Source organism: Seohaeicola saemankumensis (assembly GCF_042678485.1).
Classification (GTDB): domain Bacteria; phylum Pseudomonadota; class Alphaproteobacteria; order Rhodobacterales; family Rhodobacteraceae; genus Seohaeicola; species Seohaeicola saemankumensis.
In genome coordinates, this window is record NZ_JBHTKR010000004.1 from 364,198 (window position 1) to 382,440 (window position 18,243).

Annotated in this window: 19 protein-coding genes and 1 pseudogene; 17 read left to right on the top strand and 3 right to left on the bottom strand. The window is 61.7% G+C overall.

All coding sequences use genetic code 11. The features are described from left to right. The first annotated feature begins 74 nt into the window (after positions 1 to 74). The 7 genes and pseudogenes from ACFQ3C_RS11395 (at position 75) to cobO (ending at position 7,663) form a co-directional block, all read left to right on the top strand. The gene (locus ACFQ3C_RS11395; protein ID WP_380791791.1) at positions 75 to 1,445 is read left to right on the top strand and encodes an aspartate aminotransferase family protein; all 1,371 of its coding nucleotides are present in this window, start codon (positions 75 to 77) and stop codon (positions 1,443 to 1,445) included. Between the two features lie 130 nt (positions 1,446 to 1,575). Further along, entirely contained in the window at positions 1,576 to 2,721 is a 1,146-nt protein-coding gene (locus ACFQ3C_RS11400; RefSeq protein WP_380791793.1) for an ABC transporter ATP-binding protein, read from the top strand. Positions 2,722 to 2,795: 74 nt separating this feature from the next. After that, positions 2,796 to 3,899 carry an extracellular solute-binding protein gene (locus ACFQ3C_RS11405; RefSeq protein WP_380791795.1) on the top strand — a complete coding sequence of 368 codons (1,104 nt, stop codon included), beginning with the start codon at positions 2,796 to 2,798 and terminating at the stop codon, positions 3,897 to 3,899. Between the two features lie 152 nt (positions 3,900 to 4,051). Further along, complete coding sequence (locus ACFQ3C_RS11410) at positions 4,052 to 5,326, top strand: ABC transporter permease (protein WP_380791797.1); 1,275 nt, start codon at positions 4,052 to 4,054, stop codon at positions 5,324 to 5,326. 17 nt (positions 5,327 to 5,343) lie between these two features. Further along, positions 5,344 to 6,216: pseudogene (locus ACFQ3C_RS11415) on the top strand (ABC transporter permease); the annotation flags it as partial. Between the two features lie 4 nt (positions 6,217 to 6,220). After that, a complete protein-coding gene (locus ACFQ3C_RS11420) occupies positions 6,221 to 6,997 on the top strand; it encodes an SDR family oxidoreductase (RefSeq protein WP_380791799.1) in 777 nt (258 codons plus the stop codon). A gap of 66 nt (positions 6,998 to 7,063) precedes the next feature. After that, the gene (gene cobO / locus ACFQ3C_RS11425) at positions 7,064 to 7,663 is read left to right on the top strand and encodes a cob(I)yrinic acid a,c-diamide adenosyltransferase (protein ID WP_380791801.1); all 600 of its coding nucleotides are present in this window, start codon (positions 7,064 to 7,066) and stop codon (positions 7,661 to 7,663) included. 54 nt (positions 7,664 to 7,717) lie between these two features. Here the strand turns inward: cobO and ACFQ3C_RS11430 are convergent, their stop codons facing one another. Beyond that, positions 7,718 to 8,584, bottom strand: coding sequence for a branched-chain amino acid aminotransferase (locus tag ACFQ3C_RS11430; RefSeq protein WP_380791803.1), 867 nt, complete (start codon positions 8,582 to 8,584; stop codon positions 7,718 to 7,720). 211 nt (positions 8,585 to 8,795) lie between these two features. Between ACFQ3C_RS11430 and ACFQ3C_RS11435 the strand changes: the two genes are divergently transcribed. From ACFQ3C_RS11435 to dxs, 6 genes are read left to right on the top strand one after another with little or no spacing between them, the layout of a single operon-like run. Beyond that, the gene (locus ACFQ3C_RS11435) at positions 8,796 to 9,293 is read left to right on the top strand and encodes a MarR family winged helix-turn-helix transcriptional regulator (protein ID WP_380791805.1); all 498 of its coding nucleotides are present in this window, start codon (positions 8,796 to 8,798) and stop codon (positions 9,291 to 9,293) included. Further along, complete coding sequence (locus ACFQ3C_RS11440; protein WP_380791807.1) at positions 9,290 to 9,991, top strand: response regulator; 702 nt, start codon at positions 9,290 to 9,292, stop codon at positions 9,989 to 9,991. Before ACFQ3C_RS11435 ends, ACFQ3C_RS11440 begins: the two co-directional genes overlap by 4 nt. A 56-nt stretch (positions 9,992 to 10,047) precedes the next feature. After that, positions 10,048 to 10,983, top strand: coding sequence for a histone deacetylase family protein (locus ACFQ3C_RS11445; RefSeq protein ID WP_380791812.1), 936 nt, complete (start codon positions 10,048 to 10,050; stop codon positions 10,981 to 10,983). After that, positions 10,980 to 11,222: an exodeoxyribonuclease VII small subunit gene (locus tag ACFQ3C_RS11450; RefSeq protein WP_068288251.1), complete on the top strand. Its 243-nt coding sequence runs from the start codon at positions 10,980 to 10,982 to the stop codon at positions 11,220 to 11,222. The genes ACFQ3C_RS11445 and ACFQ3C_RS11450 overlap by 4 nt, the downstream gene beginning before the upstream one ends. Then, positions 11,223 to 12,089 carry a polyprenyl synthetase family protein gene (locus tag ACFQ3C_RS11455; protein ID WP_380791817.1) on the top strand — a complete coding sequence of 289 codons (867 nt, stop codon included), beginning with the start codon at positions 11,223 to 11,225 and terminating at the stop codon, positions 12,087 to 12,089. A 28-nt stretch (positions 12,090 to 12,117) separates the two neighbouring features. After that, positions 12,118 to 14,043 (top strand): 1-deoxy-D-xylulose-5-phosphate synthase, encoded by a 1,926-nt coding sequence (gene dxs / locus ACFQ3C_RS11460; protein ID WP_380791819.1) that lies wholly within the window; start codon positions 12,118 to 12,120, stop codon positions 14,041 to 14,043. An 8-nt stretch (positions 14,044 to 14,051) separates the two neighbouring features. On the opposite strand, the gene ACFQ3C_RS11465 is transcribed toward dxs, so the two are convergent. Together ACFQ3C_RS11465 and ACFQ3C_RS11470 are read right to left on the bottom strand one after the other, a co-directional pair. Beyond that, entirely contained in the window at positions 14,052 to 14,684 is a 633-nt protein-coding gene (locus ACFQ3C_RS11465) for an exopolysaccharide biosynthesis protein (RefSeq protein ID WP_380791821.1), read from the bottom strand. Further along, positions 14,681 to 15,538 (bottom strand): SDR family oxidoreductase, encoded by an 858-nt coding sequence (locus ACFQ3C_RS11470; RefSeq protein WP_380791823.1) that lies wholly within the window; start codon positions 15,536 to 15,538, stop codon positions 14,681 to 14,683. The genes ACFQ3C_RS11465 and ACFQ3C_RS11470 overlap by 4 nt, the downstream gene beginning before the upstream one ends. Before the next feature lie 117 nt (positions 15,539 to 15,655). Here ACFQ3C_RS11470 and paaA point away from each other — a divergent pair, with 117 nt between their 5' ends. From paaA to paaD, 4 genes are all read left to right on the top strand, one after another. Then, a complete protein-coding gene (gene paaA, locus ACFQ3C_RS11475; RefSeq protein ID WP_380791825.1) occupies positions 15,656 to 16,639 on the top strand; it encodes a 1,2-phenylacetyl-CoA epoxidase subunit PaaA in 984 nt (327 codons plus the stop codon). Positions 16,640 to 16,713: 74 nt separating this feature from the next. Next, positions 16,714 to 16,998, top strand: coding sequence for a 1,2-phenylacetyl-CoA epoxidase subunit PaaB (gene paaB / locus ACFQ3C_RS11480; RefSeq protein ID WP_380791827.1), 285 nt, complete (start codon positions 16,714 to 16,716; stop codon positions 16,996 to 16,998). Next, a complete protein-coding gene (gene paaC / locus ACFQ3C_RS11485) occupies positions 16,998 to 17,744 on the top strand; it encodes a 1,2-phenylacetyl-CoA epoxidase subunit PaaC (protein ID WP_380791829.1) in 747 nt (248 codons plus the stop codon). Before paaB ends, paaC begins: the two co-directional genes overlap by 1 nt. Continuing rightward, positions 17,741 to 18,235, top strand: a complete 495-nt coding sequence (paaD, locus tag ACFQ3C_RS11490; protein WP_380791831.1) for a 1,2-phenylacetyl-CoA epoxidase subunit PaaD — start codon at positions 17,741 to 17,743, stop codon at positions 18,233 to 18,235. Before paaC ends, paaD begins: the two co-directional genes overlap by 4 nt. Positions 18,236 to 18,243: the final 8 nt, after the last annotated feature.

Genomic DNA, 18,243 nt, shown 5'->3' on the forward strand with positions numbered 1-18,243 from the left:
GTTGACCTTGGACGTTGGCGCATAAAGGTTGTGCACAACTTGGATTTTGAAATGACTGCCGAAGGACGCCGCCGATGCTGACGAATGATCAACTGGCCCAATGGGACCGCGATAATTTCTTTCATCCCTCGACTCATCTGGCCGAGTTCGCGCGCGGCAATGTCGCGCAGCGGATCATCAAGACCGCAGAGGGATGCCACATCACAGACCGTGACGGCACGCGCCTGCTGGATGCCTTCGCGGGGCTTTATTGCGTGAACGTCGGCTATGGCCGCCAGGAAATCGCCGAGGCGATTGCCGATCAGGCGCGCGAGCTGGCCTATTACCACGCCTATGTCGGTCATGGGACCGAGGCCAGCATCACGCTGTCCAAGATGATCCTGGATCGCGCGCCCAAGGGCATGTCCAAGGTCTATTTCGGACTTTCCGGTTCGGATGCCAATGAAACCAACGTCAAGCTGATCTGGTATTACAACAACATCCTGGGACGCCCCAGGAAGAAGAAGATCATCAGCCGGTGGCGCGGTTATCACGGATCTGGCCTGGTGACAGGATCATTGACCGGCCTGGAGCTGTTCCACAAGAAATTCGACCTGCCCTTGGCGCAGGTCATTCATACCGAGGCGCCCTACTACTTCCGCAGGCCGAAGGACGACATGACCGAGGCGCAGTTCACCGCCCATCTGGTGGCGGAGCTTGAGGCTCTGATCGAACGCGAAGGCGCCGATACCATCGCCGCCTTCATCGGAGAGCCCGTGCTTGGCACTGGCGGGATCGTGCCGCCGCCCGAAGGCTACTGGCCAGCGATCCAGAAGGTCCTGCGCAAGCACGACATCCTGCTGGTTGCCGATGAGGTCGTGACGGGTTTCGGCCGTCTTGGCACCATGTTCGGGTCTGATCACTACGGGATCGAGCCGGATCTGATCACCATCGCCAAGGGCCTGACCTCGGCCTATGCGCCTCTGTCGGGTTCCATTGTCGGGGATCGTATGTGGAAGGTTCTGGAGCAGGGCACGGATGAGAATGGCCCGATCGGCCATGGCTGGACCTATTCCGCGCATCCGGTCGGTGCCGCAGCGGGTGTGGCCAACCTGAAACTGCTGGATGACCTCAATCTGGTGCAGAACGCAGGCGATGTCGGCAATTACCTCAACGCCCAGATGCGTGCGGCGCTGGCCGAACATCCGCATGTCGGCGAGGTTCGTGGCGAAGGGATGCTCTGCGCGGTCGAGTTGGTCCGGGATCGTGACACACGGAAATTCTTTGATCCTTCCGAGAAGGTCGGACCCCGTATCGCATCCGCCCTTCTGGGCCATGGCGTGATCGCGCGCGCGATGCCCCAAGGTGACATCCTGGGATTCGCACCGCCTTTCTGCCTGACCCGTGCGCAGGCGGACGAAGTGGTGGAAAAAACGGCAAAGTCTATTTCCGAGGCGCTGTCCTGACACTAATGTCGGGAATATGTCCTGAATTTTTCCCTTATGCTGGCCGTTTGGCCTGTCAATTCGGGATTTGGCGGTTTCACACAGCAAAAGGGTTGCAACCTACAGGGCGGCGCGTTTTAGTCATGGGTAAATGCGTGGCGGAGATCGCGCAGGAACAACAAACGGGGAGCCGACATTGGCTGGATCAAGTGCGAACGACGCGTTCGTAGCTTTTGAGCGCGTTCAGAAAAGCTACGATGGTGAAACACTGGTCGTCAAAGACCTGAACCTGACCATGCCCAAGGGTGAGTTCCTGACCATGCTGGGGCCATCAGGGTCGGGCAAGACGACATGCCTGATGATGCTGGCCGGGTTCGAGACGGCAACCCACGGCGAGATCCTTCTGGATGGCAAGCCGATCAACAACATCCCGCCGCACAAGCGCGGCATCGGAATGGTCTTTCAGAACTACGCCCTGTTTCCGCATATGACCGTTGCCGAAAACCTGGCCTTCCCGCTCGAGGTCCGCAACATCGGCAAATCCGAACGCGAGGAAAAGGTGCGCCGCGCGCTGGACATGGTGCAGATGGGCAAGTTCGGCGGCCGCCGACCGGCGCAATTGTCGGGTGGGCAGCAGCAGCGTATCGCTCTGGCCCGCGCCCTTGTCTTCGAACCCGAACTGGTTCTGATGGACGAGCCGCTGGGCGCGCTGGACAAGCAGCTGCGCGAAACACTGCAATTCGAAATCACGCGCCTGGCCCATGATCTGGGGATCACCACTGTCTATGTGACCCACGACCAGACCGAGGCGCTGACCATGTCCGACCGCGTGGCGGTTTTCGACGATGGGCGCATCCAGCAGCTTGCGCCGCCGGATGTCCTTTACGAACAGCCGCAGAACAGTTTTGTCGCGCAGTTCATCGGCGAGAACAACACGATGGAAGGCGTCGTTCAGGAGATCAAGGGCGATACATGCATCGTCAGGCTGGACGGGGGCGAAGTGATCGACGCCAAGCCAGTCAATGTCACGAAGCCGGGTGAGCGGACGCGCGTGTCCATTCGGCCCGAGCGGGTGGAATTCAACAAGGAACGCCTTCAGCCCGGCGCGCATACGCTCAAGGCCGAAGTGTTGGAGTTCATCTATATGGGTGACATTTTCCGGACGCGGTTGCGCGTCGCCGGGAATGACGAATTCGTCGTCAAGACGAGAAACGCACCCGACCAGGTGCGCTTGAAACCGGGACAGCAGATTGACATCGGCTGGTTGCCCGAAGATTGCCGTGCGCTCGACGCCTGAGCGCAGGAAAGGCGCCTTTGTCCAGCCCGTGGACATCGGCGAACAGAAAAACGGGTTTTAACAAGGAGTGTAGAATGAAACTCAAGACAACTCTTCTGGCCACAGGGGCTACCCTGGTCGCCGCAGCTGCGCTGGCACAGGGGAACATGGCAGACAGCATGACGGTTGTATCCTGGGGCGGTGCCTATCAGAACAGCCAGGTCAAAGCTTATATCGAACCCTATGTGGCCAATAACCCCGGGCTGAACGTCATCACTGACGAAAGCTCTGCCGAAGCCGTGACAAAGCTGCGTGCGATGTCCGAAGCCGGCAACATCACGTGGGACCTTGTCGATGTGACCGCCGCTGATGGCCTGCGTCTGTGCGACGAAGGCCTCGCGCTGGAGATCGATCCCGACACGATGCTGGCGGCGGCCCCCGATGGGACCCCGGCCTCCGAGGATTTCGGAAATACGCTGGTGGGTGACTGCTTCATTCCGCAGATCGTCTTCTCGACCACTTTCGGCTATCGCACCGACCTGCTGTCCGAAGCGCCGAGCAATATTTGCGATATCTTCGATACCGCGAAATTCCCCGGCAAGCGTTCGCTGGAAAAGCGTCCGATCGGCAACATGGAATGGGCGCTGATCTGTGACGGCGTCGCAATCGAAGATGTCTACGAAACCCTGGAAACCCAGGAAGGCGTCGATCGCGCCCTGGCAAAGCTGGGTACGATCAAGGATGAGACCATCTGGTGGTCGGCTGGTGCGGAAACACCGCAGCTTCTGGCGGATGGCGAAGTGGTGATGGGTTCGACCTACAACGGTCGCCTGTTCTCGGCGATCGTCGAGCAGAACCAGCCCATCGGCATGCTCTGGGATTGGCAGATGTTCGATCTGGACGGCTGGATCATTCCCGCCGGCCTGCCCGAAGATCGTCTGGCACGCGCCCTGGATTTCGTGAAGTTCGCGACCGATACCCAGCGTCTGGCTGATCAGGCCGCCTATATCTCTTACGGTCCGGCGCGCGCGTCCTCCGCACCGCTGGTTGGCAAGCACGCTGAACTGGGTGTCGATATGGCCCCCCATATGCCGACCGATCCGGCCAATGCGGTCAACACCTTCCTGTTCAACTTCGAATGGTGGGCAAGCTACCGCGATGACCTGGACGCACAGTTCCAGGCATGGCTGCTGCAGTAATGCGGTGACATGACGAAAGGGGCGTACCCGCCCCTTTCACCTTCCCGCGCGGAATGACCGCGCGGGGCCTTCGCCAAACCGACACATGCCGGTTTTGCCAAGGCCAGCAAATGCACCGCGAGTAGGTGCCAGACGTAGCGACAGGGAAAAACATGTCCGATACCACGCTTGACGGTCCGGTTCTTGCAGCCGACGGCACACCGCTGAAGCAGAGCCTGAACAAGGCGCTCCGCAAGCAGAAGATCCGTGCCCTGGTGTTGATCGCGCCCTTGCTGCTTTTCGTACTTGTGACCTTCGTGGCGCCGATCGGATCCATGCTGATGCGCTCGGTTCAGAACACTGCTGGCACGGATTATATCCCGGATCTGATACCCAATGTCGTGGCTGCAATTCAGGACTGGGACCCCAAGAGCGGCGAAGCCCCCCCGGAAGCCGTCTACAGGGCCATGGCCATCGACATGGCCGCAGCGTTCGAGAACAAGACCCACACGCAATTGGGGCGCCGCTTCAACTATGAGGCGCCGGGGTTTTCATCCCTGTTCCGCAAGTCGGGTCGCCCCGCGTCCCGCTGGGACATCGAAACGGATGGCCCCTTCAAGGAGAAGTTCCTGGATATCGACAAGGACTGGGGCAACGTCGAATACTGGGCCGCGATCAAGTCCAACTCTGGCTATTACACCAGCAGCTACTTCCTGGCCGCTTTCGACGCGCAGCGCGGCATTGACGGCATCAGCATGAAAGACCCCGATCAACGCATCTATCAAAAGCTGATGTTGCGGACGCTTGGCCTGAGCCTGCTGATCACCTTCTGCACGCTTGCCCTGGGCTATCCTGTCGCCTGGTTGCTGGCCGACTTGCCCTTGCGAACATCGAACCTGTTGCTGATCCTGGTGCTTTTGCCTTTCTGGACCTCGCTGCTTGTGCGGACATCGGCCTGGAAGATCCTGCTGCAGGAACAGGGTGTCATCAACAATTTCTGGATCGCGCTTGGCTTTACCGAACGGCTGTCCCTGATCAACAACCAGTTGGGCGTGATCATCGCGATGACGCATATCCTGCTGCCGTTCATGATCCTGCCGCTTTATTCCGTGATGAAGACGATCCCCCCCACCTATCTGCGCGCCGCCAAATCGCTGGGCGCGTCGAACTGGACCGCGTTCTGGCGGGTGTATTTCCCGCAGACGACTGCCGGAATCGGGGCCGGGGCGCTTTTGGTGTTCATTCTGGCCGTGGGCTATTTCATCACCCCTGAACTGGTGGGCGGCGCCGATGGTACGTTCATCTCGAACCGGATCTATTTCCAGTTTGCCGTATCTGGCAACTGGGGGCTTGCAGCCGCGCTTGGTACGCTGATGCTGGTCGTGGTCCTGATCCTCTACTACGTCTATGACAAGCTTGTCGGCGTCGACAACGTGAAGCTGGGATAAAAGACATGGCATCCAAACTTCCGACCTATGCCACGACCGGACAGCGGATCTGGTACTACACGTTCCGCGTGATCTGCGGCCTGGTGTTCTTTTACCTGATCTTCCCGATCCTGATCATCATCCCGTTGTCGTTCAACGCCGAGAACTTCTTTACCTTCACGCCCGCGATGTTGCGCCTTGATCCGGACGGTTATTCGCTCAAGCATTACCAGGACTTCATGGGCGCGAATGGTGACTATTCCTGGCTTCAGGCTTTCACCAACTCGCTGATCATCGCACCGTTGGCGACGCTGCTTGCGGTGTCCCTTGGCACGCTTGCGGCCATTGGTCTGACCCAGCCGCATGTGCCCTATCGCAAGCAGATCACCGCGCTGCTGATTTCCCCGATGATCGTGCCGCTGATCATCACGTCGGCCGGGATGTTCTTTTTCTACTCGCGCCCATTCGGAATCACGGAATTCGGACTGCAGGGCACCTATGCCGGTGTCGTCCTTGCACATGCGGCCCTGGGTATTCCCTTCGTGATCATCACCGTGACGGCGACGCTGTCCAGCTTTGATACCTCGCTGACGCGGGCTGCGGCCAATATGGGCGCAAATCCGGTCACGACCTTTTTCCGGGTTCAGATGCCCTTGATCCTGCCGGGTGTGATCTCCGGCGGCCTCTTTGCTTTCATCACCTCGTTCGACGAGGTCGTGGTGGTGCTGCTGGTCGGCTCTGCGGGCCAGAAGACGCTGCCCTGGCAGATGTTCATCGGTCTGCGCGAACAGATCAGCCCGACGATCCTCGCCGTGGCGACGATCCTTGTCGTGATCTCGGTCGCGCTTCTGACCACGGTCGAATTGCTGCGGCGCCGGTCCGAACGCCTGCGCGGTATGAGCCCGGGCTGATCGCATGGACATTGCCGGCAAGGTCGCGCTTGTCACCGGCGGCGCGCAGGGGATCGGCCTTGCACTGGCGCGGGCGCTGAAAACTGCCGGCGCGGCGCGGGTTGTGATCGCCGACCTGCGCCTGCCGGGTGATACCCCGACGGGTGTCGATGAGGCCCTTTTGTGCGATGTATCCGACCCGATCCAGATCGCGACCATGATCGACCACGTCGAAGCAGTGCATGGCCCCGTCGACATCATGTGCTCCAACGCCGGGATCGCCACCGGGATGGATACGACATTCGACAATATCGCTTTTGCCGATCCTGCGGTCTGGGACCGGGCCTGGGCGGTCAATGTCATGGCCCATGTCCATGCCGCTCGGGTTCTGATCCCGCGGATGAAGGCGCGGGGCGGCGGGTATTTCCTGCATACGATTTCGGCGGCAGGCCTGCTGTCGCAAGTCGGATCTGCCGTTTATTCAACCACGAAACACGCCGCTGTCGGCTTTGCGGAAAGCCTGGCCATCGGGCATCGCGATGATGGCATCCGCGTCTCGATGCTGTGTCCGCAAGGTGTGGCGACCCCGATGCTGGAAGGTATCCCCGAAGGCCCGCAACTGGGCGATGGGGTGCTGAGCGTCGAGACCGTCGCCAATGCCGCGATCGAAGGCATCCGGGCCGAGCGTTTCGTGATCCTTCCCCATCCCGCCGTTGCGGATTATATGCGCGCCAAGGTCGAGAATTACGACCGCTGGATCGGTGGCATGGCCAAGTTGCAGCGGGCCATGAAACCTCGCTGACACCTGCGCCGGCTGCAACGGTGCATCTGGATATTTTTGGCAAGAAGAAGCAGGAAAGGGGCGCGCATGTCCGACGCGGAAAAGCATAATGCCGAGATGAAGGCGCTGCAAAAGGCACAGCGCGAAAAGATCGCGGAGGCAGGCGATCCCGCCCGCGGGCTGGTGCTGGTGCACACTGGCGATGGCAAGGGCAAGTCCAGTTCTGCATTCGGGGTGGTGATACGGGCGCTGGGCTGGGGTCAATCCGTGGGCGTGGTCCAGTTCATCAAGGGCACATGGGTTACCGGCGAGAAGCAGTTCTTCGACAAGTTGGGCGGCGTGACCTGGGCTACGATGGGTGAGGGCTTCACCTGGGATACGCAGGACCGTGACCGTGATATCGCCGCTGCCGAGGCGGCTTTTGCCAAGGCCCGTACCATGATGGAAAGCGGTGATTTCGATCTGGTTGTCCTGGACGAGGTCAATATCGCGCTGCGCTATGACTACCTGACGCCCGAGGCCGTCATTGCAGGGCTTGACGCGCGCCACCCCCGTTCTGGGGTGATCCTGACAGGGCGGGATGCGCCCCAGGCCCTTTGTGACTATGCGGATCTGGTCAGCGAGATGCGCGAGGTCAAGCATCCCTATCAGGCCGGGATCAAGGCGCAGCGCGGCATTGATTTCTGAAATGCGAAAGGGGCCGCGCGGTCGCGGCCCCCTGCGTTTGATCACATCCGAAGATCAGCTGCGAACCAGCTTTTCGTAGCTTTCCGCGATATCGCGGGTGAGAGCGCCGACTTCGAAATTGTAGCTGCCGATCTGGCCCACGGGGGTCACTTCGGCGGCGGTGCCGGTCAGCCAGCATTGCTGGAAGCCTTCCATTTCCTCGGGCATGATGTGACGCTCGTGCACGGTGATGCCCTTGTCCTTGAGCATCCCGATCACGGTCTGGCGCGTCAGCCCGTTCAGGAAACAATCGGCAAGCGGCGTATGCACCTCACCATCCTTGACGAAGAAGATGTTGGCGCCGGTCGCTTCGGCAACATAGCCGCGGTAATCCATGAACAGCGCGTCCGAACAGCCCTTGGCTTCGGCGGTGTGCTTGGAGGTGGTGCAGATCATGTAAAGACCGGCGGCCTTGGCATGGACGGGAATGGTCTCGGGCGAGGGGCGTTTCCATTTTGAGATGTCAAGCTTGGCGCCCTTCATCTTGGCATCCCCATAGTAGTTGCCCCAGCCCCAGACCGCGATGGCCAGATGCACAGGGTTGCGGGCCGAAGACACGCCCATGTCTTCACCGGCACCGCGCCACGCCACCGGGCGCACATAGGCATCTGTCAGGCCGTTGGCCTCAAGCGTCGCTTTCTTCGCGGCTTCGATTTCATCCACGGAGAAAGGGATCTGGAAATCCAGGCAGCTTGCCGAAAAGTGCAGGCGTTCCGAATGTTCACGGCTCTTGAAGATCTTGCCGTTGTAGCACCGCTCGCCCTCGAAGACCGAGCTGGCGTAATGCATCGCATGGGTCAGGATGTGCACATTGGCGGACCGCCAGTCTACCAGTTTGCCATCCATCCAGATCTTGCCATCGCGGTCATCATATGCAGCCATCGGTCACTCCCTGCGTCGCGTGCTTTGCGAATATTGCGTTCAAAATGTCCGGTTCGGACATAAAGTTGCGTGGAAACTGCGATTCGCTACCAGTTACATCTTGGAATGTCAACAAGACTGACTTAAACTGCCCCTATCCGAGGCAGTCTGTCCATACGGGCTGACGCGCGTCACGGAACATTACCATACTGAACCGGAGGGGGGAGGCATGATGTCGGACGCACCGGGCGGTGAATCTCTGCTGTTTCTCACGGATGAACAGTTGCGCCAGGGGATCGAGGCGATGTTCTTCGCCTACCGTGGTTTCACGGCGGATCCGGACCGGATCCTGGCGGGCATGGCCTATGGCCGGGCCCATCACCGCGCCATCCATTTCATCAATCGCGCGCCCGGCACCACGGTGAACAATCTTCTGGTTCTTCTGGGAGTGACCAAGCAATCGCTGAACCGGGTCCTGCGTACATTGGTCGAGGATGGGCTGGTCGAAAGCAAGGTCGGAAAAACCGACAAGCGCGAGCGTCACCTCTACCTGACCGAAGCCGGCGAGGCGCTGGAGCGCAAGCTGTCCGACGCACAGCGGGCGCGCATGCGTTCGGCCTATCGTGCGGCGGGTCCGCAGGCCGTGGCGGGTTTCCGGCAGGTTCTGGAGGCGATGATGGATGGCGATCTGCGCCGCAAGTATCAAGCTTTGCGGGATAGCGGGACATGAGCCGACAGGATTCCCATCTGCTGATCGTCGATGACGATGAACGCATCCGCGGCCTGCTTCAGAAATTCCTGATGCGGCACGGGTTCATGGTGTCGGCCGCGCGTGATGCCGCGCATGCCCGGCGCATTCTTTCGGGGTTGGATTTCGACCTGATCGTACTGGACGTCATGATGCCGGGCGAAGACGGCGTCAGCCTGACCCGCGCCCTGCGAGAGACCCGGCAGACGCCCATATTGTTGCTGACCGCCAAGGGCGAGACATCCGACCGGATCGCCGGGCTTGAGGCCGGGGCTGATGACTATCTGGCCAAGCCTTTCGAGCCCAAGGAACTCTTGCTCAGGATCAACGCGATCCTGCGCCGGATGCCTGAAGCCGCGCCGGTCAACACCGCACCCAAGGTGCTGCAGATGGGGGCCGTGAGGTATGACATCGAACGCGGCGAGATGTGGCAGGGCGACAGCCTGATCCGGTTGACCGCGACCGAGGCGCAATTGATGCGGATCTTTTCCGGCCGTCCGGGCGAGCCGCTGAGCCGGATGCAACTGGTCGAGGATCTGGGCCGCGATCGTGACCAGGCGCAGGAGCGCGCGGTCGATGTGCAGATCACGCGCCTGCGCCGCAAGATCGAGGCGGATCCGAAACAGCCGCGCTATCTTCAGACGGTGCGCGGGGCAGGCTATATGCTTGCTCCCGACTGAACAGGCATGGCGGCGATTTTGAGTATTTCTGGAACGATGAACGGGAGACGTGGAACATGACCACCGGTCTTTGGACACACGAAGCCTTTTCAGGCCATGTGACCCCGCCCGGCCATCCCGAGCAGGTGGCGCGGCTGACCTATGCAGAGCGCGCCTTGTCGGACGAACGCTTTGCAGGGCTGGTCAGGTTCCAGGCCCCGATTGCGGATGACGCGGCGCTGTTGCGCTGCCATCCACAGTCCTACATCGACCATATCGTTGCTGCAGAGCCGGCAACCGGCTGGCGGCAACTAGATGCCGATACCCATATGTCACCCGGATCGGTCGAGGCGGCGCGCCGTGCGGTCGGCGGCGTCATCGCGGCGGTGGATGCCGTCATGGCAGGTGACCTTGGCAATGCCTTTGTTGCCGCGCGCCCGCCCGGACATCATGCGGAACGGGAAACGCCCATGGGGTTCTGTCTGTTCGGCACCGTGGCGATTGCCGCAAAACATGCGCTGGATCATTACGGCCTGTCGCGTGTCGCTGTGGTCGATTTCGATGTGCATCACGGTAACGGCACGCAGGATCTGCTCTGGGACGAGCCGCGCGCGGTCTTCTTTTCCTCGCATCAGTCGCCGCTCTGGCCCGGCACAGGCGCCGAGGATGAGCGTGGCGCCCATGACACGATCTTCAATATCCCGCTGGAACCGGACAGCGGCGGCGCCACCATGCGTGCCGCATATGAGGGGCGCGTCTTTCCGGTTCTGCGCGCGCTCAAACCTGAACTTATCCTGATTTCAGCCGGTTTTGACGCGCATCTGGCGGATCCCCTTGCCCAATTGCGCTGGCGAACCGAGGATTTCGCATGGATCACCGCGCGCCTGTGCGACCTGGCCGACGAGATGTGCCAGGGCCGCGTTGTATCGGCGCTGGAGGGTGGCTATGATCTGGACGCGCTTGCGGCTTCGGTTGCCGCGCATGTGGACGTGTTGATGGAGAGAGGCGCATGACCGACAGGCCCGTAGCCGAAATGAGCTTTGAAGAAGCGATGAAGGAGCTGGAAGGCGTTGTCAGCCAGCTTGAGCGCGGCGACGTTGCATTGGACGATTCCATCCGCCTCTACGAGCGCGGGGCCGAGTTGAAGAAACGCTGCGAGGCCAAGCTGAAGGAAGCCGAAGAGAAAGTGGCCGCGATCACCCTTGATGGCGATGGTCAGCCCGCAGGGCTGAAACCTGTCGAAGGGCTGTAAGTGTTTCGATCCCGACTGGATGAAGTGGCGATGCAGGTGCAGACGCATCTTGACACCGTCATGGCCCCGCTAGAAGGGCAGATTGCCGACGCGATGCGGTATACCTGCCAGGGCGGCAAGCGTCTGCGCGCGTTTCTGGTCATGGAAAGCGCCCGGCTTCACGGTATCGACCAGGCCAATGCCATCTGGCCGGCAGCGGCAATCGAGATGATCCATGCCTACAGCCTTGTGCATGATGATCTGCCTTGCATGGATGATGACGATCTGCGCCGGGGTCGGCCCACCGTTCACGTCAAATGGGATGAGGGAACCGCCGTGCTGACTGGCGATGCCCTTCAGACCCAGGCTTTCGAATGCCTGGCGCACCCGGACTGCCATCCTGATGCAGCGGTGCGCGCCGATCTGGTGCTGGGAATGGCACAGGCGGCGGGCGCGCGGGGCATGGTGTTGGGGCAGGCCCTGGACATTGCCGCGGAAACCGCGGACCAGCCCCTGAGCCTCGATCAGATCATCGCGCTTCAGAACGGAAAGACTGGCGCCCTGATCCGCTGGTCCGCCATGGCCGGGCCTGTCATGGCGCGGGCCGATACCGACCCCCTGAAATCCTACGCGCAATCCCTTGGCCTTGCCTTTCAGATCGCGGACGACATCCTTGACGTGACCGGAGACGAGGCCGCGGCGGGAAAGCGGCTTCAGAAAGACGCAAGGGCCGGCAAGGCCACATTCGTCAGCCATCTTGGTCTGGACGGGGCGAAACGCCGCGCTGAAGCCTTGGTGCAAGACGCCTGCGATGCGCTATCTGTTTACGGCGCTGCGGCGGAAAACTTGCGGGATGCGGCGCGGTTCGTTATCTCGCGCCAGAATTGAGACGACAGAACCCCCGGAGGGGTCACGCATGACCGACAGACCCCAGACCCCTTTGCTGGACCAGGTTCACCTGCCATCCGACCTCAAGCGGTTTTCGGACGATGAATTGCACCGGCTGGCGGATGAGCTGCGCGCCGAGACGATCTCGGCCGTGTCGGTCACTGGTGGCCATCTCGGGGCGGGCCTGGGTGTTGTGGAGTTGACCGTCGCGCTGCATGCGGTTTTCGACACGCCGCGCGACAAGCTGATCTGGGACGTGGGGCATCAATGCTACCCGCACAAGATCCTGACCGGACGGCGCGAGCGTATCCGTACGCTGCGCCAGAAGGACGGGTTGAGCGGTTTTACCAAAAGGTCGGAATCGCCCTACGACCCGTTCGGAGCGGCGCACAGCTCTACCTCGATCAGTGCCGCACTGGGGTTTGCCGTGGCCCGGGATCTGGGTGGCACCATCGACAGCGGGCTGGGCGATGCGATTGCCGTGATCGGCGACGGGTCGATGTCGGCAGGCATGGCCTTCGAGGCGATGAACAACGCAGGCCATCTGAAGAAGCGGTTGTTCGTGATCCTCAACGACAACGAAATGTCGATCGCCCCGCCGGTTGGTGCGCTGTCCTCGTACCTTAGCCGTCTTTACGCAGGCGAGCCGTTCCAGGAATTCAAGGCTGCCGCCAAGGGCGCGGTCAGCCTGTTGCCGCCACCCTTCCGCGAAGGGGCCAAGCGCGCCAAGGACCTTCTGAAAGGCTTCACCGTCGGCGGCACCCTGTTCGAGGCGCTGGGCTTTTCCTACCTTGGGCCGATCGACGGGCATGATCTGGACCAGCTTTTGCCGGTCCTGCGGACGGTCAAGGCGCGCGCGACCGGGCCGATGCTGATCCATGTGATCACCAAGAAGGGCAAGGGCTATGCCCCTGCCGAATCTGCGCGCGACAAGGGACATGCAACGGCGAAGTTCGACGTGCTGACAGGGGTGCAGAAAAAGGCCCCGTCCAACGCGCCCAGCTATACTTCCGTTTTCGCGCATGCGCTGCTGGATCAGGCCGCGCGCGACAGCCGGATCTGTGCGGTCACGGCGGCCATGCCCGATGGAACCGGGTTGAACCTGTTCGCCGAGCGGCACCCATCGCGCTGCTTTGACGTGGGAATTGCCGAACAGCACGGCGTGACCTTCTCGGCCGCGCTGGCGGCAGGCGGGATGCGTCCGTTCTGTGCGATGTATTCCACCTTCCTGCAACGCGGTTACGATCAGGTGGTTCATGACGTGGCGATCCAGCGCCTGCCGGTGCGTTTTGCCATAGACCGCGCCGGCCTTGTGGGGGCGGACGGGGCAACACATGCCGGGGCTTTTGACGTGGCATTCCTTGCCAATTTGCCCGGTTTCGTCGTCATGGCCGCAGCGGATGAGGCGGAGCTGGTGCACATGGTCGCGACGGCCGCCGCGCATGATGACGGGCCAATCGCCTTCCGTTTCCCGCGTGGCGAGGGGACAGGCGTTGACATGCCCGAGCGCGGTGAGCCGCTGGAAATCGGCAAGGGTCGCATGATCCGACAGGGCGCGCGCGTCGCGATCCTGTCGTTCGGCACCCGTCTGTCCGAGGTGATGAGCGCCTGCGAGGCGCTGTCCGCGCGCGGCATTACTCCGACTGTGGCCGATGCCCGCTTTGCAAAGCCGCTGGACCGTGACCTGATCCTGACGCTGGCCGCCGAGCACGAGGCGCTGATCACCATCGAGGAAGGCGCCGTGGGTGGCTTCGGCAGCCATGTGGCGCAGCTTCTGTCCGACGAGGGCGTCTTCGACAGCGGATTGCGGTTCCGGTCGATGGTTCTGCCCGACACCTTCATTGATCACGCCAGCCCTGAAGACATGTATGCCACCGCGGGCCTCAATGCTCCCGATATCGAGGCGAAGGTGCTTGAGGTTCTTGGGGTCGAGGTTTTGGCGCGGCGCGGATAATCGCCCGGTCAGAACACCCGCATCAACGCGACACTGACACCGGTCACCAGCAGGCCCAGATAGGTATAGCCCAGCATCACGAAGATCCCGTCGCGCAGGGTCTGTCCCGCCGCCAGAAGCGAAAGGCCGACCGCGCTGAGCGTGGTCGAGAACGGCACAAGCGACAGCGGTGGCCAGGTCAGCGCCACGGCAATGATGACCAGATAGGCAAGCAACGAGATCGGCTGCTGCGTCAGCGCGGTCCAGCGCCCGCTGCGATGTGCATCGATCCAGGCCGCGGGCCTTTCCAGGCTGTCGAGGGCCCGCGCCAACTTGGATGCCGAAATGCTGCGGCGCATGATGACATCGGGTAGCCAAAGGTGATGCCGCCCGATCAGGGCCTGCCCCGCGATCAACAGGATCACGACCGCGACCAGCGACGGCAGGAAAGGAATGGCCGAAAGCGGTGACACCATCAGCAAGCCAAGCACCAGCAGCGTCGCCGCGAAGGATCGTGTGCCGATACGTGCAAGGATATCGCGCAGGGTCACGCTATCCTCGCCATCTGACGGTCGGATGGCGGCAAGAAGTTTCGTCAGGGATGGAGGCGTTTCCGGCTTTGGCTTCCGGATCAAACCACGAAAGCGCGCATTGAGTGTCACGCCGTTTCTCCTGCCAGCAGGGCTTTCAGCCCGTGACGATAATCGGGATGAAGCAGGGACACGCCCAGTTCCGTCTTGATCAAGTCGTTCCTGACCCGCTTGCTTTCCGCGTAGAAACTGCGCGCCATCGGTGTCAGGTCGGCCTGATCGAAGGGCACTTCGTCCGGCAGCGGCAGCCCCAGCAGTTCAGCCGCATAACCGATCACATCCTGCGGCGGGGCAGGATCATCATCGCAAAGATTATAGATTGCCCCGGGGCGGGGCCGATGGATCGACGCCTCAAGCGTCTGCGCGATATCATCGACATGGATACGGCTGAAGACCTGCCCGGCCTTGATGATGCGCCGGGCGGTGCCGTTGCGGACCTTTTCGAAGGGACCACGGCCGGGGCCATAGATCCCGGCCAGACGGAAGATGTGCAAGGGCAGTCCGGGAATCGATTGCCAGGCCTGTTCGGCCTCAACTCGCATCTGACCGCGCCGTGTCGATGGGGTCAGAGCCGTATCCTCGTCGACCCAGCCGCCGTCATGATCCCCGTAGACCCCTGTTGTGGACAGGTAGCCGACCCATTGGATACGCGGCGCCGCGCGCGCGATCTGATCGCGCAAAAGCGCCAGAACCGGGTCTCCCTCGGCTTCGGGGCCGGCAGAACAAAGAATATGGCTGGCTTTGGACAGGGCGCCGCGCAGATCGCCGTCCGGCCAGAGAATCGGGGTGACACCTTCGGCTTTCAGTGTCCGCGCCTTGTCCGGGTTGCGCGTGGTCCCCAGCACTGTCCAGCCCTGTGGCACCAGCCGCCGCGCCAGCGCGCGGGCCGAATAGCCGTGACCAAAGGACAAAAGCGTTTTTTCCATGCGCGTTAGATGTGTCTGTCTCTTGCGGAAAGCAATAGGAAAGCAAGTGTTACAAAAAGTGCTTTGAGATTTAAATTTTGTAACTTATAACATGTGAAGCGAACGGAGGAACCTTCCATGTATTCACAAGGATTGATCGGGGCCGATAACCGGACCGACGAAACGCCCGAATTTCTGGCCCGCTTTCAGCGCCGCATCGATGCCGAGGAAAAGATCGAACCCAAGGACGAGATGCCGGAAGGTTATCGCCGGACGCTGATCCGCCAGATCGGCCAGCACGCGCATTCCGAAATCGTCGGCATGCTGCCGGAAGGCAACTGGATCACCCGCGCGCCGAGCCTGCGCCGCAAGGCGGCCCTTCTGGCCAAGGTGCAGGATGAAGGGGGGCATGGCCTCTACCTCTACTCCGCCGCAGAGACGCTGGGCGTCAGCCGCGAGGACATGACCGAAGAACTTCTGTCCGGCAAGGCCAAGTACTCCTCGATCTTCAACTACCCCACGCTCAGCTGGGCCGATATGGGCACGATCGGCTGGCTGGTGGATGGTGCGGCGATCATGAACCAGATCCCGCTCTGCCGTTGCTCTTTCGGCCCCTATGCCCGGGCGATGATCCGCGTGTGCAAGGAAGAAAGCTTTCACCAGCGCCAGGGCTACGAAATCGTGATGACTCTGGCTCAGGGGACCCCGGAACAGAAGGCCATGGCGCAGGACAGTCTGAACCGCTGGTGGTGGCCGTCGCTGATGATGTTCGGGCCGCATGACGCGGACAGCCAGCATTCCGATCAGTCGATGGCCTGGAAGATCAAGCGCTTCACCAATGATGAGCTGCGCCAGAAATTCATCGACGCAACCGTGCCGCAAGCCGAATACCTGGGCCTGACGATTCCCGACCCGGACCTGAAGTGGAACGAGGACAAGGGCGGCTATGATCACGGTCCCATCGACTGGGACGAGTTCTGGCGTGTGGTCAAGGGTCATGGCCCGATGGCCAAGGACCGGATCAAGGCCCGCAGGAAGGCATGGGACGATGGCGCATGGGTGCGCGAGGCCGCACTTGCCCACGCCGAGAAACGCCGCGCCCGCAAGATCGCGGCCGAGTAAGAAACAAGGGGGGCGCTGCCCCCGTCCCTGCGGGACCCCCCCGGGATATTTCATGCAAGAAGAAGGAGCAGGCGATGACTGCGACAACACCGCTTTGGGAAGTGTTCATTCGTCCGCGCAATGGTCTGGCGCACAAGCATGTCGGCAGCCTGCATGCGGCTGACGAGGTGATGGCCCTGCAATCGGCCCGCGATGTCTATACCCGCCGCGGCGAGGGCAATTCGATCTGGGTCGTGCCGTCAGCGGCGATCACGGCATCCGATCCCGACCAGACCGCCGAAAACTTCGAGCCGACGGCCGACAAGATCTACCGCCACCCGACGTTTTACGAAATTCCTGAAGACGTGGGGCATATGTGATGGCTGTCTGGGAAGCGCTGCTGGAACTGGCTGACGATCATCTGGTGCTGGGGCATCGGATCAGCGAATGGTGCGGTCACGCGCCGATGCTGGAAGAAGATCTGGCCATGCCGAACATGGGGCTGGACCTGATCGGTACCGCGCGCACGCTGTACGATCATGCGGGCAAGCTGGAAGGCAAGGGCCGGTCCGAAGATGACCTGGCCTATCTGCGCGACGAGCGCGAGTATCGCAACTGCTTGCTGGTGGAGCGCCCGAACGAGGATTTCGCCCTGACCATGCTGCGACAGTTCTATTTCGCGGCCTTCATGCGCCCCTATTGGCTGGCAGCCCTGAAAAGCACGGATGAGACCGTGCGCGGTGTCGCGGGCAAGGCGGAAAAGGAAATGGCCTATCACATCCGCCATGCGGGCGAATGGGTGATCCGCCTGGGTGACGGAACCGAGGAAAGTGCCGCGCGGATGCGCGACGCGGTCGAGGCGTTGCACATCTATGTGGATGAACTGTTCGACAGTTCCGACGTGGCGCGCGAGGCAGAGGCGCACGGCATCCTGCCGGTGCGCGCCGATCTGCGAGATGCCTGGGATCGGACTGTTGCAGAAGTCTTTGCCGAGGCCTTTCTTGATCAACCCAAGGCCGCCTATCCGCAGCGCGGGGGCCGCGAAGGCATCCATAACGAGGCGCTGGGGCATCTGCTGGCCGAGATGCAGGTCGTTCACCGCGCGCATCCGGGGGCCCGCTGGTGACTGTGTGCCTGCAGGGTGGCGCTGATGCGGCCTGGGAGGCGGCAGCCGCCGTTCCCGACCCCGAAGTGCCCTGCGTGACAGTTGCCGATCTGGGCATATTGCGCTGGGTCAGGGTCGAAGATGGTGTGGCCGTGGCCGGGGTGACCCCGACCTATTCCGGTTGCCCGGCTGTTCTGGCGATCGAGCTGGCAGTTGAGGCCGCCTTGCGCGATGCCGGTTTCGAGGCGCGGATCGAGCGTGTTCTCAGCCCGCCCTGGACTACCGACTGGATTACCGAAGAAGGCCGCGAAAAGCTGCGCGTCTATGGCATCGCCCCGCCTGTCAAATCATCCGGCTCGATCCGTTCCCTGTTCGGCGAGGTGACGGTTGCCTGCCCCAAATGTGGCAGCTCCGATACCGAGAAGCTGAGCGAGTTCGGCTCGACCGCCTGCAAGGCGCATTACCGTTGCCGCGCCTGCGCCGAGCCCTTCGACTATTTCAAATGCATCTGACCACGGAA